The organism is Asticcacaulis sp., assembly GCF_051956075.1.
Taxonomy (GTDB): Bacteria; Pseudomonadota; Alphaproteobacteria; order Caulobacterales; family Caulobacteraceae; genus Asticcacaulis.
Window position 1 is genome coordinate 64,607 of the sequence record NZ_JBQCGA010000053.1, and the last position, 15,672, is coordinate 80,278.

Sequence of the window (15,672 nt, forward strand, 5' to 3'; positions counted from 1 at the left end):
TGAAAAGTAATGACATGAGATGACCGCAATGGGCGCCATTGCGCCGTTTTATGGAGGTGAGCTATCGGATGACATCCGACGATGCCCACACGACGATTTTTTCGGGTGGCCCCTGGACGAGGCTTCTCACCTATAGTCCGCGTGTAGGCGATCCCTGCCTAATTCATGAAGTACTACCAGCGGTCGTTTGCGAACTGCGAGAACACCGAGAAGTCTGGGATACGGCGATCTCGAGAAAGGGCTAAACCCGCAACCGCGCCTGCAGTCGAGCGTAAAGCTGCAGCTCGGTCTGATGTTCCATTTCCACGACGACGGCGAACTTCTGCGTCGCCGTGATGGGCGCCGCCCAGCCGCCCTCGCAGCGAACTACTAGGTAGTATGTATCGCCATGATGCGCTGTGTCGCGGACGAACTCAACACTGGCGGTCTGAAGCGTTCCCCTTTCGCGCTCTTCTGGACCAGGTCGCAATGCACAATTGTTGCTGGCGGGAATTTCTGGAAACTTTCCCTCGGCTTTAGTACGGGCGCGGAAATGCTCGAAGATCACATCCGGCTCCATGCCGCGGATGACACGAAAGCTCATCGAGATGCCGGCATAGTCCGATCGAGTATGGCGAACTGGGGGATCGTAAGCGAGGCTGACACGCAGTGTGCGCCGCCCGCCGCCCTGGAAGGTGTCCGGGACCGGAATAGCGTAGACCGCGAAATAATCGACTTCCAAGACATCGTCGGCATAGAGGACAACCCGATGGTCGTCTGAGTAGCTGGCCTTGACCGGATCGACCAGGCCATTGCCGCAGACGCGATGCAGATCACCCGGCTGCAAGCCGCGCAAGCGTTCAACTGCCGCCTCAGGAATCGAAGCGGCATTTGCCATAAGCGCCCGTAGAAGGTTCGCCGAGGCGTCAGGCAAAAGCGTGAGCAACTGCGCGGCCTTATTGGCGACCATTGGGCCGGCGTAGGAAGTGCCGGATCCAGCCGTGAACAGTCGATCGAATTGCCTGTGGTGCAGAGTCAACATCCCGGCCGATGGATAGGTATCGCCCTGGCGCATGCGCTGGATATACGGGTCGACGATCATCGTGCCGCCCAAATCGACAAAGTCGGGCTTAAGGCTGCCGCCTATCCCAAGCCCGACGCGGCTGAAGGGCGCTGGCTCAAGAGCCTGGGTGATCGGCCGCATTCTGACGTCGTCAGCCTCGTCTTGCGCCAGCCCGGGCCCATGGGCGAGCGCGCCAACGGTGAGGACATTGATGGCGCTGGCCGGCTCAAGCAGCCGATTGCTGGCTTCCGTTAGATAGGTGGGATATTCCGTGACGCCTTGTTCGAAGCGGGTCCCCCCGCGTGGTGACCGGTTGCCGGCCGATACGACGATCAGGACGTCCAACTCTCTCGCCAGCTCGTCGAGCGTGGCGGCCCAAGCGCCCACCTTGCCACCATCATAGACGCGGTTCACGTCGCCCAGCGAGATAATGAAGATGCGCGCGCCATATTCGCCGTGGAGCCTGCGAATGGCCTCGTCCATTTGCGACGGGACAAGTCGGCGGTCTTCGAACGCACCTCGTTCGTTCACCACCTTGGCCATGGCCAAACGCGCAGCGCTTGCAAATTGCCCCGCTTCGATCTGACGTCGCAGATCGCCATAGAGACCAATCCCGCTGACTCGCGTGCCGTGGCCGAACTCGTCAGCCGAGCCGAGGCTCTCTGGAACGCCGATCGCCGCGACCAGAAAAGGATCAATCAGCGGATGGGCATTTATGCCGCTGTCCAGAACAGCGATGACGGGCGCGGTAGCAGCCAGTTCTTCTATCGGCGGGAGCTCGGGAAGCGTAAGGTCAATCGCCTCTTGGGTAGCGAGGTCGGGCTGGGGCGGCATGTCGACTGACGCGACCTCCGTCAGATCGAGAACCGTGCGCAATGCCTTTCCGTTTACCCTGGCGCGCAGGACGGTCAGCGACGGCCCGACATAGGTGTCGTAATGTTCGCCCCCAACACTCTCGATATATTTGCCGATCTGCCCGGCCTTGCGTTCGCGAGCCTCTTTCCGTCCAGTGTCCCAAAGCTCAATATCGACCAGGAGGAGGTCCTCGTCTCTGAAGTCGCCCGGTTCGGTAAAGCCTGCCTCCCGGAAGCGCACTCCAATCCGGTCGCGAGCCTCGATGTCTCCGATCTCGGCAATGGAGCCTATGAAGCCGGCGTGGCTGGGGTTCTTGTTGCCTACCTTCAGAGGCCCGCCATATTCCGCGAGCTTGCGCCGGAAGTCGGCAAGATCGTCGGTTGACGAAAATAGGACGAGCGTGCGATCTACATCGGTCGACAGTACGGTCAGTCCAGCCCCTTCCCAGTCAACTTCGTGCTCGTAGCCGTCCATCCGCACACGCAGGATCAGGGACGGATCGATATACTCGGGCTTGCGGCGTTTCTGCTGTTCAGCGATGGCCCCGTCGAGCTCCCCGGACAGTTTGTCAGCGTGGCTTTTGGGTTGAGGACGATCCACCACCACGCCGAAACCGGGGCGTTTGCGGCGCTCCAGGCGCTCCTGGCGGCGGACAAGTCTCAGGTGCTGGTAGTTGGGCATTCGTCTCTTTTAAGTTGCGAGCCTGGAGAGACCGGAGCGCCGGCGGCGCTCATCACTGATCGCCTTGGTGAAATCCGCCCCCCGGACCTGTTTGCGTCGGTCGATAATCGAGGCCTTGATGGCTTGTACACAAATCCTCTCCACCTCAGCGTAGGAATAGCCCTCCAGCGAATCCGCAAACTCCAGCGGATTGAAGTTGCGATCGACGTTGCGGAATTTCATTTGAAGATAGCGCTCGATCATTTTGGCATCTGGCCGATCAAACCAGACGACTTCATCAAAGCGGCGCCAGATAGCCGGGTCGAGCGACTGGTCGAGGTTAGTCGCCGCCACCAGGAAACCCTTGGGCTGCATGCGATCGATGAAAATCAGCAGGCTGTTGACGACGCGACGCAGTTCATTGTGCTCGCTCGGGTCATCCCGCGCGCGCGCCAGCGCGTCGAATTCGTCGAGGAACATGACGCAGGGCTGCTTGCGCGCGAACTCGAAGATCTTGCGAATGTTCCCCGCCGTTTCACCCAGATAGGACGAAATGATCCGGTCCAGTTTGACGACGAACAAGGGTAGTCCGAGTTCACCAGCGAAAATTTCCGCGCAAAGCGTTTTGCCGCAGCCAGGCGGACCGCAGAACAGAAGCTTGGAGCGCACCGTCATGCCATTGCGGCGAATATCCTCACCGCGTTTGAATTCCTTAATAAGGCCATGGAAGACGCGCGTATTCGTGGCGCTCAAGACGATATCGTTCTGATTATGGACGATGTCGACGCGATCCATGAAGTCGTTGGCCGCGTCTGGAAAGGGGATAAGTGGGGCGAGCGTCTTGGCCCCGGCCGGCGTGCCGGTCGTGCTGTCCAGCGATTTGCGCAGCGAGCGCGCCAATACCTTGTTGTTCTTCTGCTCTTCTTCGAGAATAATCTGCTCGGCGACGGTGCGGAACTCCGCCTCTCGACCGTAACTCGCGAGCAGCTTCTTCATCAACTCGCCGCGCGCCATGTTACACCTTCCTCCCGTTAAACGATTATTATAGCCCGATTCATTGGCAGAGGCCAGTAGCGAGGTCGCTTGTCCCTGCCACAGGGGCCCAATTTTGCGCCGTCACCCACGCCTTCAGGTGACCAAGTTGGCGCGCTGAAGGCGTGGGTTGTGCCAGTCCTATCAGGTAGGCCGCCCTGGAGCTAGTCATGGCGGTCCGTCAAGGCCGCGAACCCAAGACTGATGGCGGCGAGAAGCACGCCATAGACGAGGGGGGCAGGGTGCCAAGCCGACGCAAGGCAAATAGAAGCCGTCGCGATATGCAGTGTTTGTTCGGTAGAAAGTTTCATCGTAGGGTCCTGTGCTGGAACCCGGCCGGGTCGTTCTTGTTTCAGCGCGCCCTTATTACTTATGCTCTCTCGGACGAACACGCGTTCCCAAAGGCTTGCCGAAAGTTATCGAAAGTTACCGTTATGCAGACTCCCGGTGCGAATTTTGGCCTTCTGGTGCGAGAAAAGCGCGGCATTGAACAGCTCTCGCAGGATGCCTTGGTCGCAATTACTGGCCTGACCAAGGCGCGAATTTCCGACCTGGAAAACGGTAAAATCGCCAATCCGCACGCCAAGACAATCGACGCCCTCTGCGTCGCCCTGAACATTACAAGGGCCGAGCGCCGGGCTTGCCACACCGGCTCGCCGCCCGACATGCCGTCGCGCGTTCTCGAAAACCTGGCGCTTCGTTTCGGCATGGACAACCCCGATGCGCTCGAAGCCGATTTCGAAGCGTTCCTTCGTGAAAAAGCTACGGAATTTCGTGACATGAAGGGGCGATTGGCGGCAATCGGCGAAACCAATCAAGCGATTCGGTCTTTGATCGACGAGGCGCAAGCAGCCCTTGAGCGGGGGCAGATGGACCTAGCGGACAACCTACTGGAACGCGCCGAGGCCGTACAGTTAGCGCAAAAGACCCTACCGATGGTCGAGCAACAGTCAAACCTTAGCTTGGAACGAGGCAAGGCGGCCCTGTTCACCGGTGACGTCGAGCGCGCTGCGCGGCACTTCGAAAGGTCTGCTCGATATTATGCCGCCTTTGACGTGACCCTCGAAATGGCCGCTCGTTGGAAATACGTCGGCACCCTTCGCGAGTACGCCTACCGGTACCGCAACGCTCAGGCCCTGTTCGAAGCGCGTGACGCGTTGACACACAATCTTGCCGTTTGGACAGAGACTGCCCACCCTAACGAATGGGCAAAATCAAAGAACGCGCTCGGTGCGGTGTTTACCCGCCTGGCGCAATTTGACCGGCCTGAATTGCAGACCGGCCATTATTGGGAAAGCCGGCGTCATTTTGAAGATTTGCGCGCCAACGCCGATCCCAGACTGATGGCGGAGTTTCGCGCCTTTGCCGAGGTCAATCTCGCAACTGTCCTTCAGGAGCGTTCGATGGCTTCATCTGACGCCGGACACATCGAGAATGTTCTGGAAGCCTTGCGGCTGCAAGTGTCCGCGCTTTCGGTGCTTACGCGAGAAAAAGAGGCTGTCCAATGGGGCATCCTTCAGCACAATCTTGCCTGCTCTTTTATCAAGATGGCATCTTTACAAGGGGACAGCTCGGCAGCGGCCGCCAATCTGGAAGCGGCAATCGAGCACGCGAACCTGTCGTTCGAAGTGCGTGATGGACCTGACGAGTTGCAATACTGGATCGCTTCTGCCCGAACGAAGAGCGAGGCCCTGATCAACCTGTCGAACTTAGCGGCCGAGGGCGCCGGTGGACACCGATCGGAGGCTGCGGATCTGCTCGATCTGGCCTTGGCGAAAATATCGGAGGCGGACCATCCTCATCAGTGGAGCGAGTTGCAATGCCAGCTTTCTCGCTTGTCGCCCGATTGGAAACCCTCGGTAGGATGAGTCTGTGACACCACGTCCGCATTTGGACTAACGAGCCATTAGGCGCCAATGTCCGCTTCAGAGCAAAAAAACGCGAACCCCCACCCGACCAGCCCTATTTCCGGTTAGGGCGCGAAGGCGACTTGCCGGTTCTGCCCGAAGGGGACATGTTCGAGCTTAAAGATGCCGGTGCCGGAATTTTGGTCCGTTGTTGCTTCTACAGAAAAACCATACCCATTAGGTATCAGACAGTGGCCGTGGTTCACGACTAGGGAGAGGTCTGGCTGCCTGTGCACGTTAACACAACTATGGCGTGGCAGGCGTCCAGTCTGAAAGCCTCAACCGATTTCCACCCAAGCGCGAAAAGGCCCGCTGTCGACAGGAGAACACAATGATTTGCTGTTCGCGGGCTTGTCGATGCAGGGCATCAAACATTTTTTCGATTCGATCGTCGTCTGAATATACAAGTGCATCATCCAGTATCACCGGTGCCGGACGTCCTGTACGCGCCAGAAGGCGAGCAAATGCAAGGCGTGTGAGTACCGCCATTTGTTCTCTCATGCCCCCGCTCAATGCCGGAATTTGCTCTTGCTGACCATTCCGACAAATGGCGTTCGGCAAAAGAGTTTCATCATCGAATGTAATCGTGGCGTCGTCGAACATCAGGCCAAGTAGCGGTCGCAACTCGTTCATGACGGGTTCAAAATATTGCTCACGCGCTGCGCCCTTTGTTGTCAGCAGCGTATCTTTGAGTTTACGCAGGACAGTGACCTCGTGTTCAAAGCGTGTCACCTGTTCTTCGATTATACGCAGTTGGTCGCGAGCTTCCTGCAGATCTTCCTCGATAGCTTGGCCGGTCTTTGCGTGAATGCGGCCATTAAGTTCCGATTCCATGTTCTGGAGTTGTGCCTTGTCCGTGTTCTGGGCATGGAGAACTGATCGCGCGCGTAGGAGAGAGGCTTCGGCATTTTCGAGATTAATTGTGGCCTCAACAAGCGCGTCGAGACGAGCCTGAGCTTCGGTCAGCTCTGTTTCGAGCTGCGTCGCAGTCTCGTTCAATTCGCGCCACTTGCCGAGCCGTTGGTCCTGAGGACCCAAAACGGCTTCGAGTTGCTCAATTTCCGCCTCAAGCTGTTTTGCTTTCCCTTCGGCCGCGACAAGGTCGTTCGTGGCCTGTTCAAGAACAGGTCTGAGTTCGGCAGCCTTGAGCCTTGCTGCGACAACACTTGCGTCCGCGGCCTCCAGCTGTTCGCGAACCTCATTTAGGTCGCCTGTCGGCTCGATATCGACCTGGATCACTGCCTCGAGGCCCACTACGGAGTCACGCAATGTATCGAGTCCGTCCGGAGCTGCGATCGACAGTTTATGTCGCGATAAATCGACCTCTGCCCTAAGAATGCGAACCTCTTCCTGAATTCGGCGCGCCATCGCCAGGTTCTCGATGCCGAGCGCGTCGAGGCACTCACGGTATTTTGCCTCCACTTTCGATATGTCATCGTCATCAGTGAACTCAGGAGGTTGCACAGCGAGCACGCCTAGGCCGGGCAATGTCAAATGGGTCGGGCCTGCGAGCGCCTGTTCAAGCTTATCCGGCAATAGGTCGTCACCTATGCGGATCGACGGCTCGATACCGGACCCGTAGACCATAGTGAGTGTGGTCTTCTTAACCGCCTGGGTAGCGCGCAAGCGCGTCATCTCCTGTTCGAGACGCTCTATATCGTTGACCGCTTCCTCTTTTAGTTCACGGGTGCGGATCTTGGCTTCAATTGTTTCAATCTTCTCTCGCAGGCTCTCTGCCTGGGACAATGCCTCTCGCACCTTTTCCAGCTTGTCAGCCGCTTCGCGAGCTTTTGCGGCGCGCTCCAGTATCGCAAGCTGTTCGCGCAATTGACGTTCGGTCTTTTCGGCGGCGTCCGTGGCCTCGTTTGCAGCTTGTTGAGCCAGGCGTACTTGTTCGCACCGATTTATGGCGCCTTTGCGCACGTCATTTGCCGCCTCTAAATCCTTTTCTACGGCTGCGAGCCGGTTCATAGTTTGCTCGAAAGTGTTTCTGTTCGTTATCGCCAAATCGCGCTGGCTTTTTTTGAGCGCAGTTTCGGCCTTAGCCGTCTTATGTTGTTCAGCGTGCAGCTTCGCGGCTTCGAATTGCTTCTCCGCCGCGTCCACCGCCAGCCGCATCTCAGCTAATTGTTCGGGGTCGTCAAGTTCGGTCAGCCGAGTTCGAATGAGGTGGCGCTCTTTAAGGGCGTCATGAAGAGCGTTGACTTCGATTTCCAGTTGGCCAACGCGCTCGGCCAGGCCGTTGCGGGCCGTAACGGCGGCTTCGTAGGGGCCACCACTCTTCGCCTTATAGGTGGCCGTCACCAGCTTGCTCAATTCAGACTCGCATGCGTCCAGGATAGCGCGCATCCGCCTACCACCAGTGATGGATTCGACTTCCCCCTGAACAGAGGTCAGGACAGTCTCACGCGCTTGTTTTTCGTTTTCTTCCTCGGCCTTAGCCTTTCGGTCGAGACCGGTGTTGCCCTGCCGGACCCAAAGCAAGCCTGCCGGACCCGTTGTCCCGCCGCTCACGAGGTCACGAATGAATGCTTCAGCATCATCAGCCTAGTGCAAGAGCCGATTTTGGGTGAGGTTGGTAACTTGCGCTGCCCTGCCGCCATAAAACTGCTTTCTCAGCCGAAAGCGTCCCTCGCTCGTTTCGACGTCCGCCTCAATTAGCGGGTTGCCCCCACTATAGGGGCGCAGACTTTGAATAGCTGCAGGGGTCGTTGAATGGCTTTGAAAGAAGAGGGCGTGCAGGGAGTCAAAGCAGGTCGACTTGCCAAACTCATTGGCTTCGCAAAGGACATTCACGCCATCGCCGATATTCTCGATGGCGACGCCCCTGCCGGCGAACCGGCGAATGTTATGCAATCTAAGAGCGTTAATTTTCATGTGCCGAACTCTTCGCTATAGCTAAAAAGGCGCACAAGCGCGTCGCCGGCAATATGGCGCTCTTGCTCACTTAGAGCAGGATTGAGGCTTTCTTCATATAGCGCATCGGCGGCTTGTCTAAGGGCGCCAGCCGTGTCGATCTGATCGAGATTGTCCGGAGTGCAGTCGGTCTTCAAATCGTCCGTCAGGAAGTTTGTCAAAGCGAACTCAGGTGCGATAGCCGAGACCGCCGCGCTCAAATTGGTACGTTCGGCCATTCCAGTACGTCCCGTGACTTCGAGCCTCATAAGGATTTGCCGTCGCATGGCACTGAGTGGCAAGCGTCCGTTCAATACCTCCACGGGATCTTCCCCCGACAATAGATCGAGTGACAGCGTGCGCCACTCGAATAGGCCGGTACTGACCGGAGTGACATCAGGTACCGAGCCGGGCTCGGCAATCTCCACAATCAGCGCAGTACCAGGTAGGTTATGTTTGAATCGGTCAGGTTCTGGCGTCCCGCTGTACCAGGTCCGCTCATTGATACGCATCTGGCCGTGCCAGTCACCGAGGGCCAAATAGTCCAGACCTGCGAGACGCGCCCGGTCTGGCGCGATGACGTCGGTCACAACCGCGTCTTCGGAAAAGGTTTGTATCGCCCCATGGGCCAATCCGATCCGGATAGCGGACCCGGTATCGATGTTTGTCATCCACTCGGTGACGTCCCGACCTGGCCGTCGCGTGCTGCAGGGGGCTGGCAGAACTACGACTTGATCGTGCAACCAAAGGGGCTCCTCTGTCAGGGCGAGCAACACATTGTCAGCCTTTTTCGAAGCGACTTCTCGCCAAAGCTCCTCAGCCTGGAGGGAATCGTGATTGCCTGGCAGCAAGACCCACCGCAGATCGGTGTGGTTGCCCATTGCGGCAATGGCCTGGCGAAGGACTTCCTGAGCCGGCGTTTCGGTGTCGAAGACGTCACCAGCGACCAGTACAGTTGCCACGTGATTGGCGCGCGCCTGTGTCGCCAGCCGCTCGATGGCAGTGTGGCGGGCATCCTTGAGGCGTCCTCGGAGATCTTCGGGCATATTACCAAAGCGCTTGCCCAGGTGCAAATCCGAGGTGTGTAGAAAGCGGAACGGCATCAGATATTCCCAATTGAATTGGCGTGCGCAAGGGCTTCGTCTAGGCGCGCGCGGGAACTGGCCGTTAGCCGTTCGACACCAAGGAGACGGGCCAGTTCAAGGGTAGGGTCGCGAGCGAGGAGAAGGTCCGGATTATCGAGGATCAGCGAGGCGAGTTCAGGCAAGGCGATGTCGGTCGGTGCACGACGATGTTCGGCGCCTAAAGGTGGGCGATAGGGGATGCGCTCACTGAGCGTACCCTTCTTCCAGATGAACTCACCGCTGGATTCTGAGACGCGATCAACGTCGCGAGCGTAAATGTCGATGCGTTCTCGGATCTTGGGCCCCGTGCGCAGCCATCCGTGAGCGCGCGCAATGCGTTGCGCTAGTATGTCGGAGCGGATGGGGGCTTCCGTAGCTACGATCCGTTCGATCATAGCCCTGAGTGTATGGCGATAATCGAAATCGTGGAAGCGATCTGGATCTGGTAATAGATCGGACAAGTCAGTGGAGCGATAGCCGTCGGTGTCGTCCGCTGCAGCGGATGTATCGATATGCGACAACTTTACATTTGGGGCAACGATCGGCTCGACGGCAAGTGGCGCTGAGTTCGCCATTAAGACGTCCGGTCCCTGGCTTTCTGGTTCAATTTCCCCGGCAACTTGTTCGCTGTCTTCCACGTCGTGGCCCATATCTGATCGAACCGTTTCGGTTGTGGATTCCAAAGGTGCCTTGGTGCGGCTGTCAGCAAGAAGGTTTGTCAGGCTCTCATGGAGGCGGTCGACCGCGCCCTTGGTATCGAACCACCAGTCGGTCGACCAGACACGAAGAATATTCCATCCGAGGCCACGTAGGACTTGTTCGCGGACTTTGTCACGATCGCGGGCCGTGGCCGCGCGATGATAAGTGGCGCCATCGCATTCAACACCCGCTAGATAGGCGCCAGCCAGGTCGGGATGACGAATGCCTATGTCGATGCGGAAGCCAGACACACCCACTTGGGGGATCGTTTGCCAGCCCTTTGACTCGAGTGCGTCAATGACGGCGGCTTCGAATGGCGAGTCGACACCGCCAATGGAACCATGATCATAAGCCGGCAATGCGACGGCCCCGCGTTCGGCAAAATCGAGAAAGGTCTTGAGGTGCTGGACGCCGATGGCTTTCGTGCGCGACGTGTCGATCTGATCCGCGGTGAAGCCCGAGAAGACGATAAGCTCCTGTCTGGCGCGGGTGACCGCGACGTTCAACCGTCGTTCGCCTCCATCTCGGTTTAACGCACCAAAATCCATGTAGGTCTTACCGGCTGAATCTTTCCAGAATGTGATTGAAAAAAGTATCACGTCGCGTTCATCGCCTTGGACGTTTTCGAGGTTCTTGACGATAGCGGGTTCCGTGCGCTCCTCGGCGAAGAACCATTCGATCGCCGGCTGCCCGCGGCGAGCTTCATCCAGCAGGTCCATAATGAGACCTTGCTGCTGGCTGTTGAAGGTGATGATACCCAAAGTAGGTCTGGAGGCTTCGGGTAGCATCAGCCATGACACCATCCTCCGAACGGCTTCGTCCGCGACCGCACGCGCCTCAATTGGATTAGTCCGGCTCTTGCCTTTGTCGTAAACGCCGTTTTTGATTGCGCGCAGTTGCACCGCGCGATCTTCCACAGTCGGCGATGGGAAAGTGATCAGACGGTTCTGGTAGTAGTGGTGGTTCGAGAATGCGATGAGAGACTCGTTGCGACTGCGGTAGTGCCAACGCAGATCCCGCATCGGGATACCGGAGGCCTTGGCCTCATCCAGGATACTCTCCATGTCCACTTCATGCTCGGGCGTCTCGTCGTCTGTTTCGTCCTCATTGCGTCCGAAGAAATTTGTCGGTGGCAATTGCTTTGGGTCGCCAACGATAATTGTTTGCTTACCCCGTGCGATTGCGCCAACGGCGTCCCAGGTGGTGATCTGAGACGCTTCGTCGAAGATGACGACATCAAAAAGCGTCTTATCCGGTGGCAAATACTGCGCGATTGAGAGCGGTGACATCAGCATACACGGCGCTAGTTTCGGAAAGGCGGTCGGTAGAGCGCCGATCATTTCGCGGATGGTGCGGCTAGGCTTCTGCAAATCCATTTGATGGCGCAGGAGCCCGAGTTCGGACTTGCGCGGAACGCTCTGGACCTCAGGCAGATCATGCGCCAGAGCCGCCATCACGCGCGCAGTCGCGGCCTTGCGGACGATGTCATCGAGATGTCGGAAGTCTTCGATGGCATGTTCGTGCTGGAAGCGGCGGAATTGCCGCAGAACCGGATCGGCGTCGAGAGCCAGCGGCAGCCACCAGCGGGCGTATCCGAGATGGAAAGCGGCTTCGCTCTGCGTGGCTGGAATCGTGCCGGTCTCGATATCGGAGATCAGAGGCGCCAGGCCGCGAGTCGCTGCCCGATTGCGCAATTCGCACCAGGCGGTCCAGTCTCGTATGATGTGGCGGGCGTTCAACAATCCATCCATTGAATGGCGGATTTGTTCGAGAGAAGTTTCGCCGTCGAGTGACAACTCGCGGTCGGCCTGGCGATTGAATTGACGGATGGCTTCTGCGAATGTGGCATGGGTGCGCGCAAATGCTTCGGCCTCCAGATACAGGGGCGCATCGCGATCGGTGGCGCATAAGGCCGACTTCAGATTGGCGATCAGGGCCCGGCCGCTTTCAGGGGCCAAATTCAGGCGGCGCACGACATCGCGCAGGCGTTCTGCAATCGCCAAATGGCGATCGACGTCGTTAACCACCGTGTCGAGACCCGAATAAGGAACGGCGCGTTTTGCCAACTGGTTTTCGAGAATGCTTTTCCGCCGGTCTTGCATTCGAGCAAGTCTGGCAAGGTCTTCTCCCGGTTTGGGGATGCCGCCGCTCGTGTGCATTTGTAATTGCTTGCGTATGCCGCCTTGCTTCAGAAGACTGAAGGGCCAAATAGCTGAGACGGCTTGAGCCCAGGCGCGTTCCAACGACTCGACCGGAATGCGCGCGATTCCCTCACGCGGATAAGGTGTCGATAGGGCTGTTTCGGCCGCGGCGTATTCATTTAGGTCTGAATCCAGTTGGGACAAGGCGGGTCGCAACTGCTGAAACTCGGGATCGAACATGACGCTTAGGTCTATGCCCGCATGGTCACGCAGAAGAGTGGCGAGAACGGCAAGACGTTCAATCGTCGGAAGGTCGACGGACCTGTCGTCCGGCAACGCCAAAAGGGTTGTGAAGCGCCTAAGGCAACGCTCCAGATCTTCGCCAGCCTCGCGTAAGGTTTGCACCCGGGCGACTAAGGTCTCTTGCCATGATGAGGACCATTGCTCGACGTTCAGGAGATCCAAGACTGGACGTTTGTCCATCGCCTGCCATACGCGTCCTAATTCGCCAGCCAAGCTCGCGAGATCTTCCCGTTGAGGCTTGTCGTGTATATCCATGTCGTTCCACACGAGGGCGGGCGCGTGCCGCGTTGCGCCTTCCAGTGCAATGCCCATGGCGGCAAAGGGTGTTAATCCATTTCGTCCGGATCGGTGGAGCGCATCGACGTACGCATTCAGTTGGTCACGACGGATCTTGAGCTTGTCATTGATCTCGAACCAGGCGCTCGCGTCCTGCCGATGGCTCTCCCAAGATGTACGCAGTTGCGCCAAGAACCGGCGACGATCGGATTTGTTGGAATGCAGTTCCAAGCAATGATCGCCGAGTCCATGGTCCCGTAGGCGACGGTAGACGACGTCAAGTGCAGCGGTTTTCTCGGCGACAAACAGCACTGTTTTCCCGGCCGCTAAGCAGTTGGCGATCATGTTGGCGATAGTCTGGCTCTTCCCGGTTCCAGGCGGCCCGACAATGACGAAATCCCGACCTTCGGCCGCCGCCATGCTGGCAGCGATCTGGGAAGAATCCGCTGGCAGGAGAGAGATTATTTCGGACGGTGCGACGGTATCCAGATCACATTCTTCACGAAATCCACCTCCGCCATCGAAGGGTTGTTCGGGTGTGTCGATGAGATGGCGAACCACCCTATTGCCGCGCAGCGCATCAGTGCGATCGGTCAAATCCTTCCACATCAAATATTTGGCGAAGGAAAAAGTGGAAAGAGCGGTCTCGTCGACCACTTCCATGCCAGGAATTTCACGCACGGCCTGACGCATGAGGCCGAGGACACGTGGCACGTCTATACCGTGATCATCCTCCGGCAAGTCGCCGGCGAACTGCGGCAGCTTAAGGTCAAAGTCGCGTTCGAGAAACTGTAAGAGGGTCGCGTTGAAGCGCGGCTCATCCTCGTGGTATACTAAGGTGAAGCGCGACGAAGCGCTCTTGCGTTCCAGTTTCACGGGAATCAGCAGGAGCGGCGCTCTGTATGTCTTGACGTCGGTCGCTGATTTTTTCCAACGCAGAAAGCCGACCGCAAGGAAAAGGGTATTAGTTCCGCTCTCGGCGAGGTCGCTACGCGCCTGACGATAAAGATCGATCAACCGAGCTTCCAGGGCTTTTGCGTCGAGAGGTGAGGGCAACTCATCGCGCTCCAGCGACTGGGCGGCGAATTCGCGATGAATGTCGCGCCCCCGTACCTCACGGTAAAGAGCTTCGTCGCGTTCACCCAACGGGTTCTGCTGAGGCAAAGATATCAAATGTATGGCTTTGCCGGAGGCTAAACGATCTTCCAGGAAAGAAACATCGGTGCACAGGAAGGGAATGGTCTTCCTGGTATCCGGAAAATTGAGCAGGCGATTCCGGAGGGTCAGGTCGAGTAGCTTCTTTTGCCAGCGATTAATGCGACCGTTAGCCGTCGTCGGTTTGATTTCTGCCCATTCAGCTGGCAAATCGCCTGCGAGTGGAGGTTGGGGCAAAGAGACTTCGCAGAACTCACCTTGGTTATCTGGAACGGCGTCCATTCTTGCTTCGTGCGAGGCGAGGGGCGTGATGCCACCGCTGCGCGCGCGGTGCACATCAATCGCAGCGACGAAACCAGAAGTCTCGACTTCGGCTAGTCGACGCGCAAGTACCTCCATCGCCTGACCGAGGCTCATGGCCGGACGATGGGTCACGCCGGTGGTTTCTAGCACCAGCAATTCCTTGGAAGCGATGGCTTTGCGGATGTCCATGTCGTCGAATTCGACGGTATTGGCCAGGGTGCGTTTGGTCAGCCAGACGCCGACCGCGGCGTGACCGGAAAACAGGAGAAGGACAGGATTCAACCCGGCCGCTTCCAATGCGCCTGCAAGCAAGACTGTCGTATCCAAACAGGTAGCGAGGCCATCGGCGATTTGAACCGATGGCCGCCGGATCTTTTGTCCTCGGAGTTCGAAGCTCGCTGGCGGTTCGGCATAGTGCAGGCCGAGACGGCAAATTGCGGAGTACAGCGCGCCGGTCAGCATGAAAGTGCGTTCGGGTGAGCCCGATTGATAGCCGTCCAAGCCTGAAGGATGGCCGGCCGCTGCCAGCTGCTCGGCGGCGACGTGCAACACCTTCGAGACGCCTGGATCGTTCGGCATCACAAATGCCGGTAGGAGCTGGATCATATCACTGCAACCGCCCCATTCATCGCGCGCGAGAAGGCGAATGGGCACGTCCTGAGTCTCCAGGATTTTATCGGGTGTTCGTAAAACGATTGTGACGCATCCTCGTTCGGCTTCGTTGAGGCCAGCGAGATAGCCTGGATCGAGGTGAATGCGGCGATCGGCGAGTGTTAAGGTTTCCTCGGGCCCCAGGCGGTCAATAGTCCACGTCTTGGCGCGGATAAAACCGGGCTGGGAAACGAGTTCGACCTGAAGGTTTGTTAAGGCCTCGAGCCGACGATTGGTGACAGAAATCGAACGTAGGAGTGGCACAGCGTTTTGAAACGAGGCGTACGTTATGGATGGGGCCAAATCCGCGACAACCCACCGCTCATCTACGGTTTCTGTCTGATATTCATATTCGTCAGTGGACATATGGCCTCCCCTTCCACCAGATAGTTGTATTTATGCTAATTTTACAACCGAAGGGCAAGGCACAAAAGAACCGCCTTGAAGAACCATCAAAATTTCACGGAACGCGCACCGGCAACACCTCTAATAATCTGATGTTTCTTGCCCTTGCTAATTTTGGTTCAAACCCTGTATCCTTTAGGTTGAAGCGCTGACGAGGGAAAACGCCCAAATTCGAGTGTTTTTACAAAAACTATGCCTATTTTCGGGATTTCATCTCGAAGTGT

The 15,672-nt window shown here is 57.7% G+C and carries 7 protein-coding genes and 1 pseudogene; 1 reads left to right on the top strand and 7 read right to left on the bottom strand.

Annotation, left to right across the window (positions count from 1 at the left end; all coding sequences use genetic code 11):
- Positions 1-241: 241 nt before the first annotated feature.
- Entirely contained in the window at positions 242-2,578 is a 2,337-nt protein-coding gene (locus tag ACTHLA_RS13330; RefSeq protein WP_440190114.1) for a S8 family peptidase, read from the bottom strand.
- Between the two features lie 9 nt (positions 2,579-2,587).
- Positions 2,588-3,571, bottom strand: a complete 984-nt coding sequence (locus tag ACTHLA_RS13335) for an AAA family ATPase (RefSeq protein WP_440190117.1) — start codon at positions 3,569-3,571, stop codon at positions 2,588-2,590.
- A gap of 452 nt (positions 3,572-4,023) precedes the next feature.
- Between ACTHLA_RS13335 and ACTHLA_RS13340 the strand changes: the two genes are divergently transcribed.
- Positions 4,024-5,457 carry a helix-turn-helix domain-containing protein gene (locus tag ACTHLA_RS13340; protein ID WP_440190120.1) on the top strand — a complete coding sequence of 478 codons (1,434 nt, stop codon included), beginning with the start codon at positions 4,024-4,026 and terminating at the stop codon, positions 5,455-5,457.
- A gap of 285 nt (positions 5,458-5,742) precedes the next feature.
- Here ACTHLA_RS13340 and ACTHLA_RS13345 read toward each other — a convergent pair whose 3' ends face one another.
- From ACTHLA_RS13345 to ACTHLA_RS13365, 5 genes and pseudogenes are all read right to left on the bottom strand, one after another.
- Complete coding sequence (locus tag ACTHLA_RS13345; RefSeq protein ID WP_440190123.1) at positions 5,743-8,010, bottom strand: ATP-binding protein; 2,268 nt, start codon at positions 8,008-8,010, stop codon at positions 5,743-5,745.
- Positions 8,011-8,043: 33 nt separating this feature from the next.
- Complete coding sequence (locus ACTHLA_RS13350) at positions 8,044-8,373, bottom strand: AAA family ATPase (RefSeq protein ID WP_440190126.1); 330 nt, start codon at positions 8,371-8,373, stop codon at positions 8,044-8,046.
- Positions 8,370-8,981: a metallophosphoesterase family protein gene (locus ACTHLA_RS13355; RefSeq protein ID WP_440190542.1), complete on the bottom strand. Its 612-nt coding sequence runs from the start codon at positions 8,979-8,981 to the stop codon at positions 8,370-8,372. Before ACTHLA_RS13355 ends, ACTHLA_RS13350 begins: the two co-directional genes overlap by 4 nt.
- 84 nt (positions 8,982-9,065) lie before the next feature.
- Positions 9,066-9,494: pseudogene (locus ACTHLA_RS13360) on the bottom strand (metallophosphoesterase family protein); the annotation flags it as partial.
- A complete protein-coding gene (locus ACTHLA_RS13365) occupies positions 9,494-15,409 on the bottom strand; it encodes a DUF3320 domain-containing protein (RefSeq protein ID WP_440190129.1) in 5,916 nt (1,971 codons plus the stop codon). The pseudogene ACTHLA_RS13360 and the gene ACTHLA_RS13365, both read right to left, overlap by 1 nt.
- Positions 15,410-15,672 lie beyond the last annotated feature (263 nt).

What these genes read in the sequence shown, in the direction of transcription:
- ACTHLA_RS13330 (WP_440190114.1), bottom strand. Translation starts at nt 2,578, where the DNA reads ATGCCCAACTACCAGCACCTGAGACTTGTCCGCCGCCAGGAGCGCCTG.
- ACTHLA_RS13335 (WP_440190117.1), bottom strand. Translation starts at nt 3,571, where the DNA reads ATGGCGCGCGGCGAGTTGATGAAGAAGCTGCTCGCGAGTTACGGTCGA.
- ACTHLA_RS13340 (WP_440190120.1), top strand. Translation starts at nt 4,024, where the DNA reads ATGCAGACTCCCGGTGCGAATTTTGGCCTTCTGGTGCGAGAAAAGCGC.
- ACTHLA_RS13350 (WP_440190126.1), bottom strand. Translation starts at nt 8,373, where the DNA reads ATGAAAATTAACGCTCTTAGATTGCATAACATTCGCCGGTTCGCCGGC.
- ACTHLA_RS13365 (WP_440190129.1), bottom strand. Translation starts at nt 15,409, where the DNA reads ATGTCCACTGACGAATATGAATATCAGACAGAAACCGTAGATGAGCGG.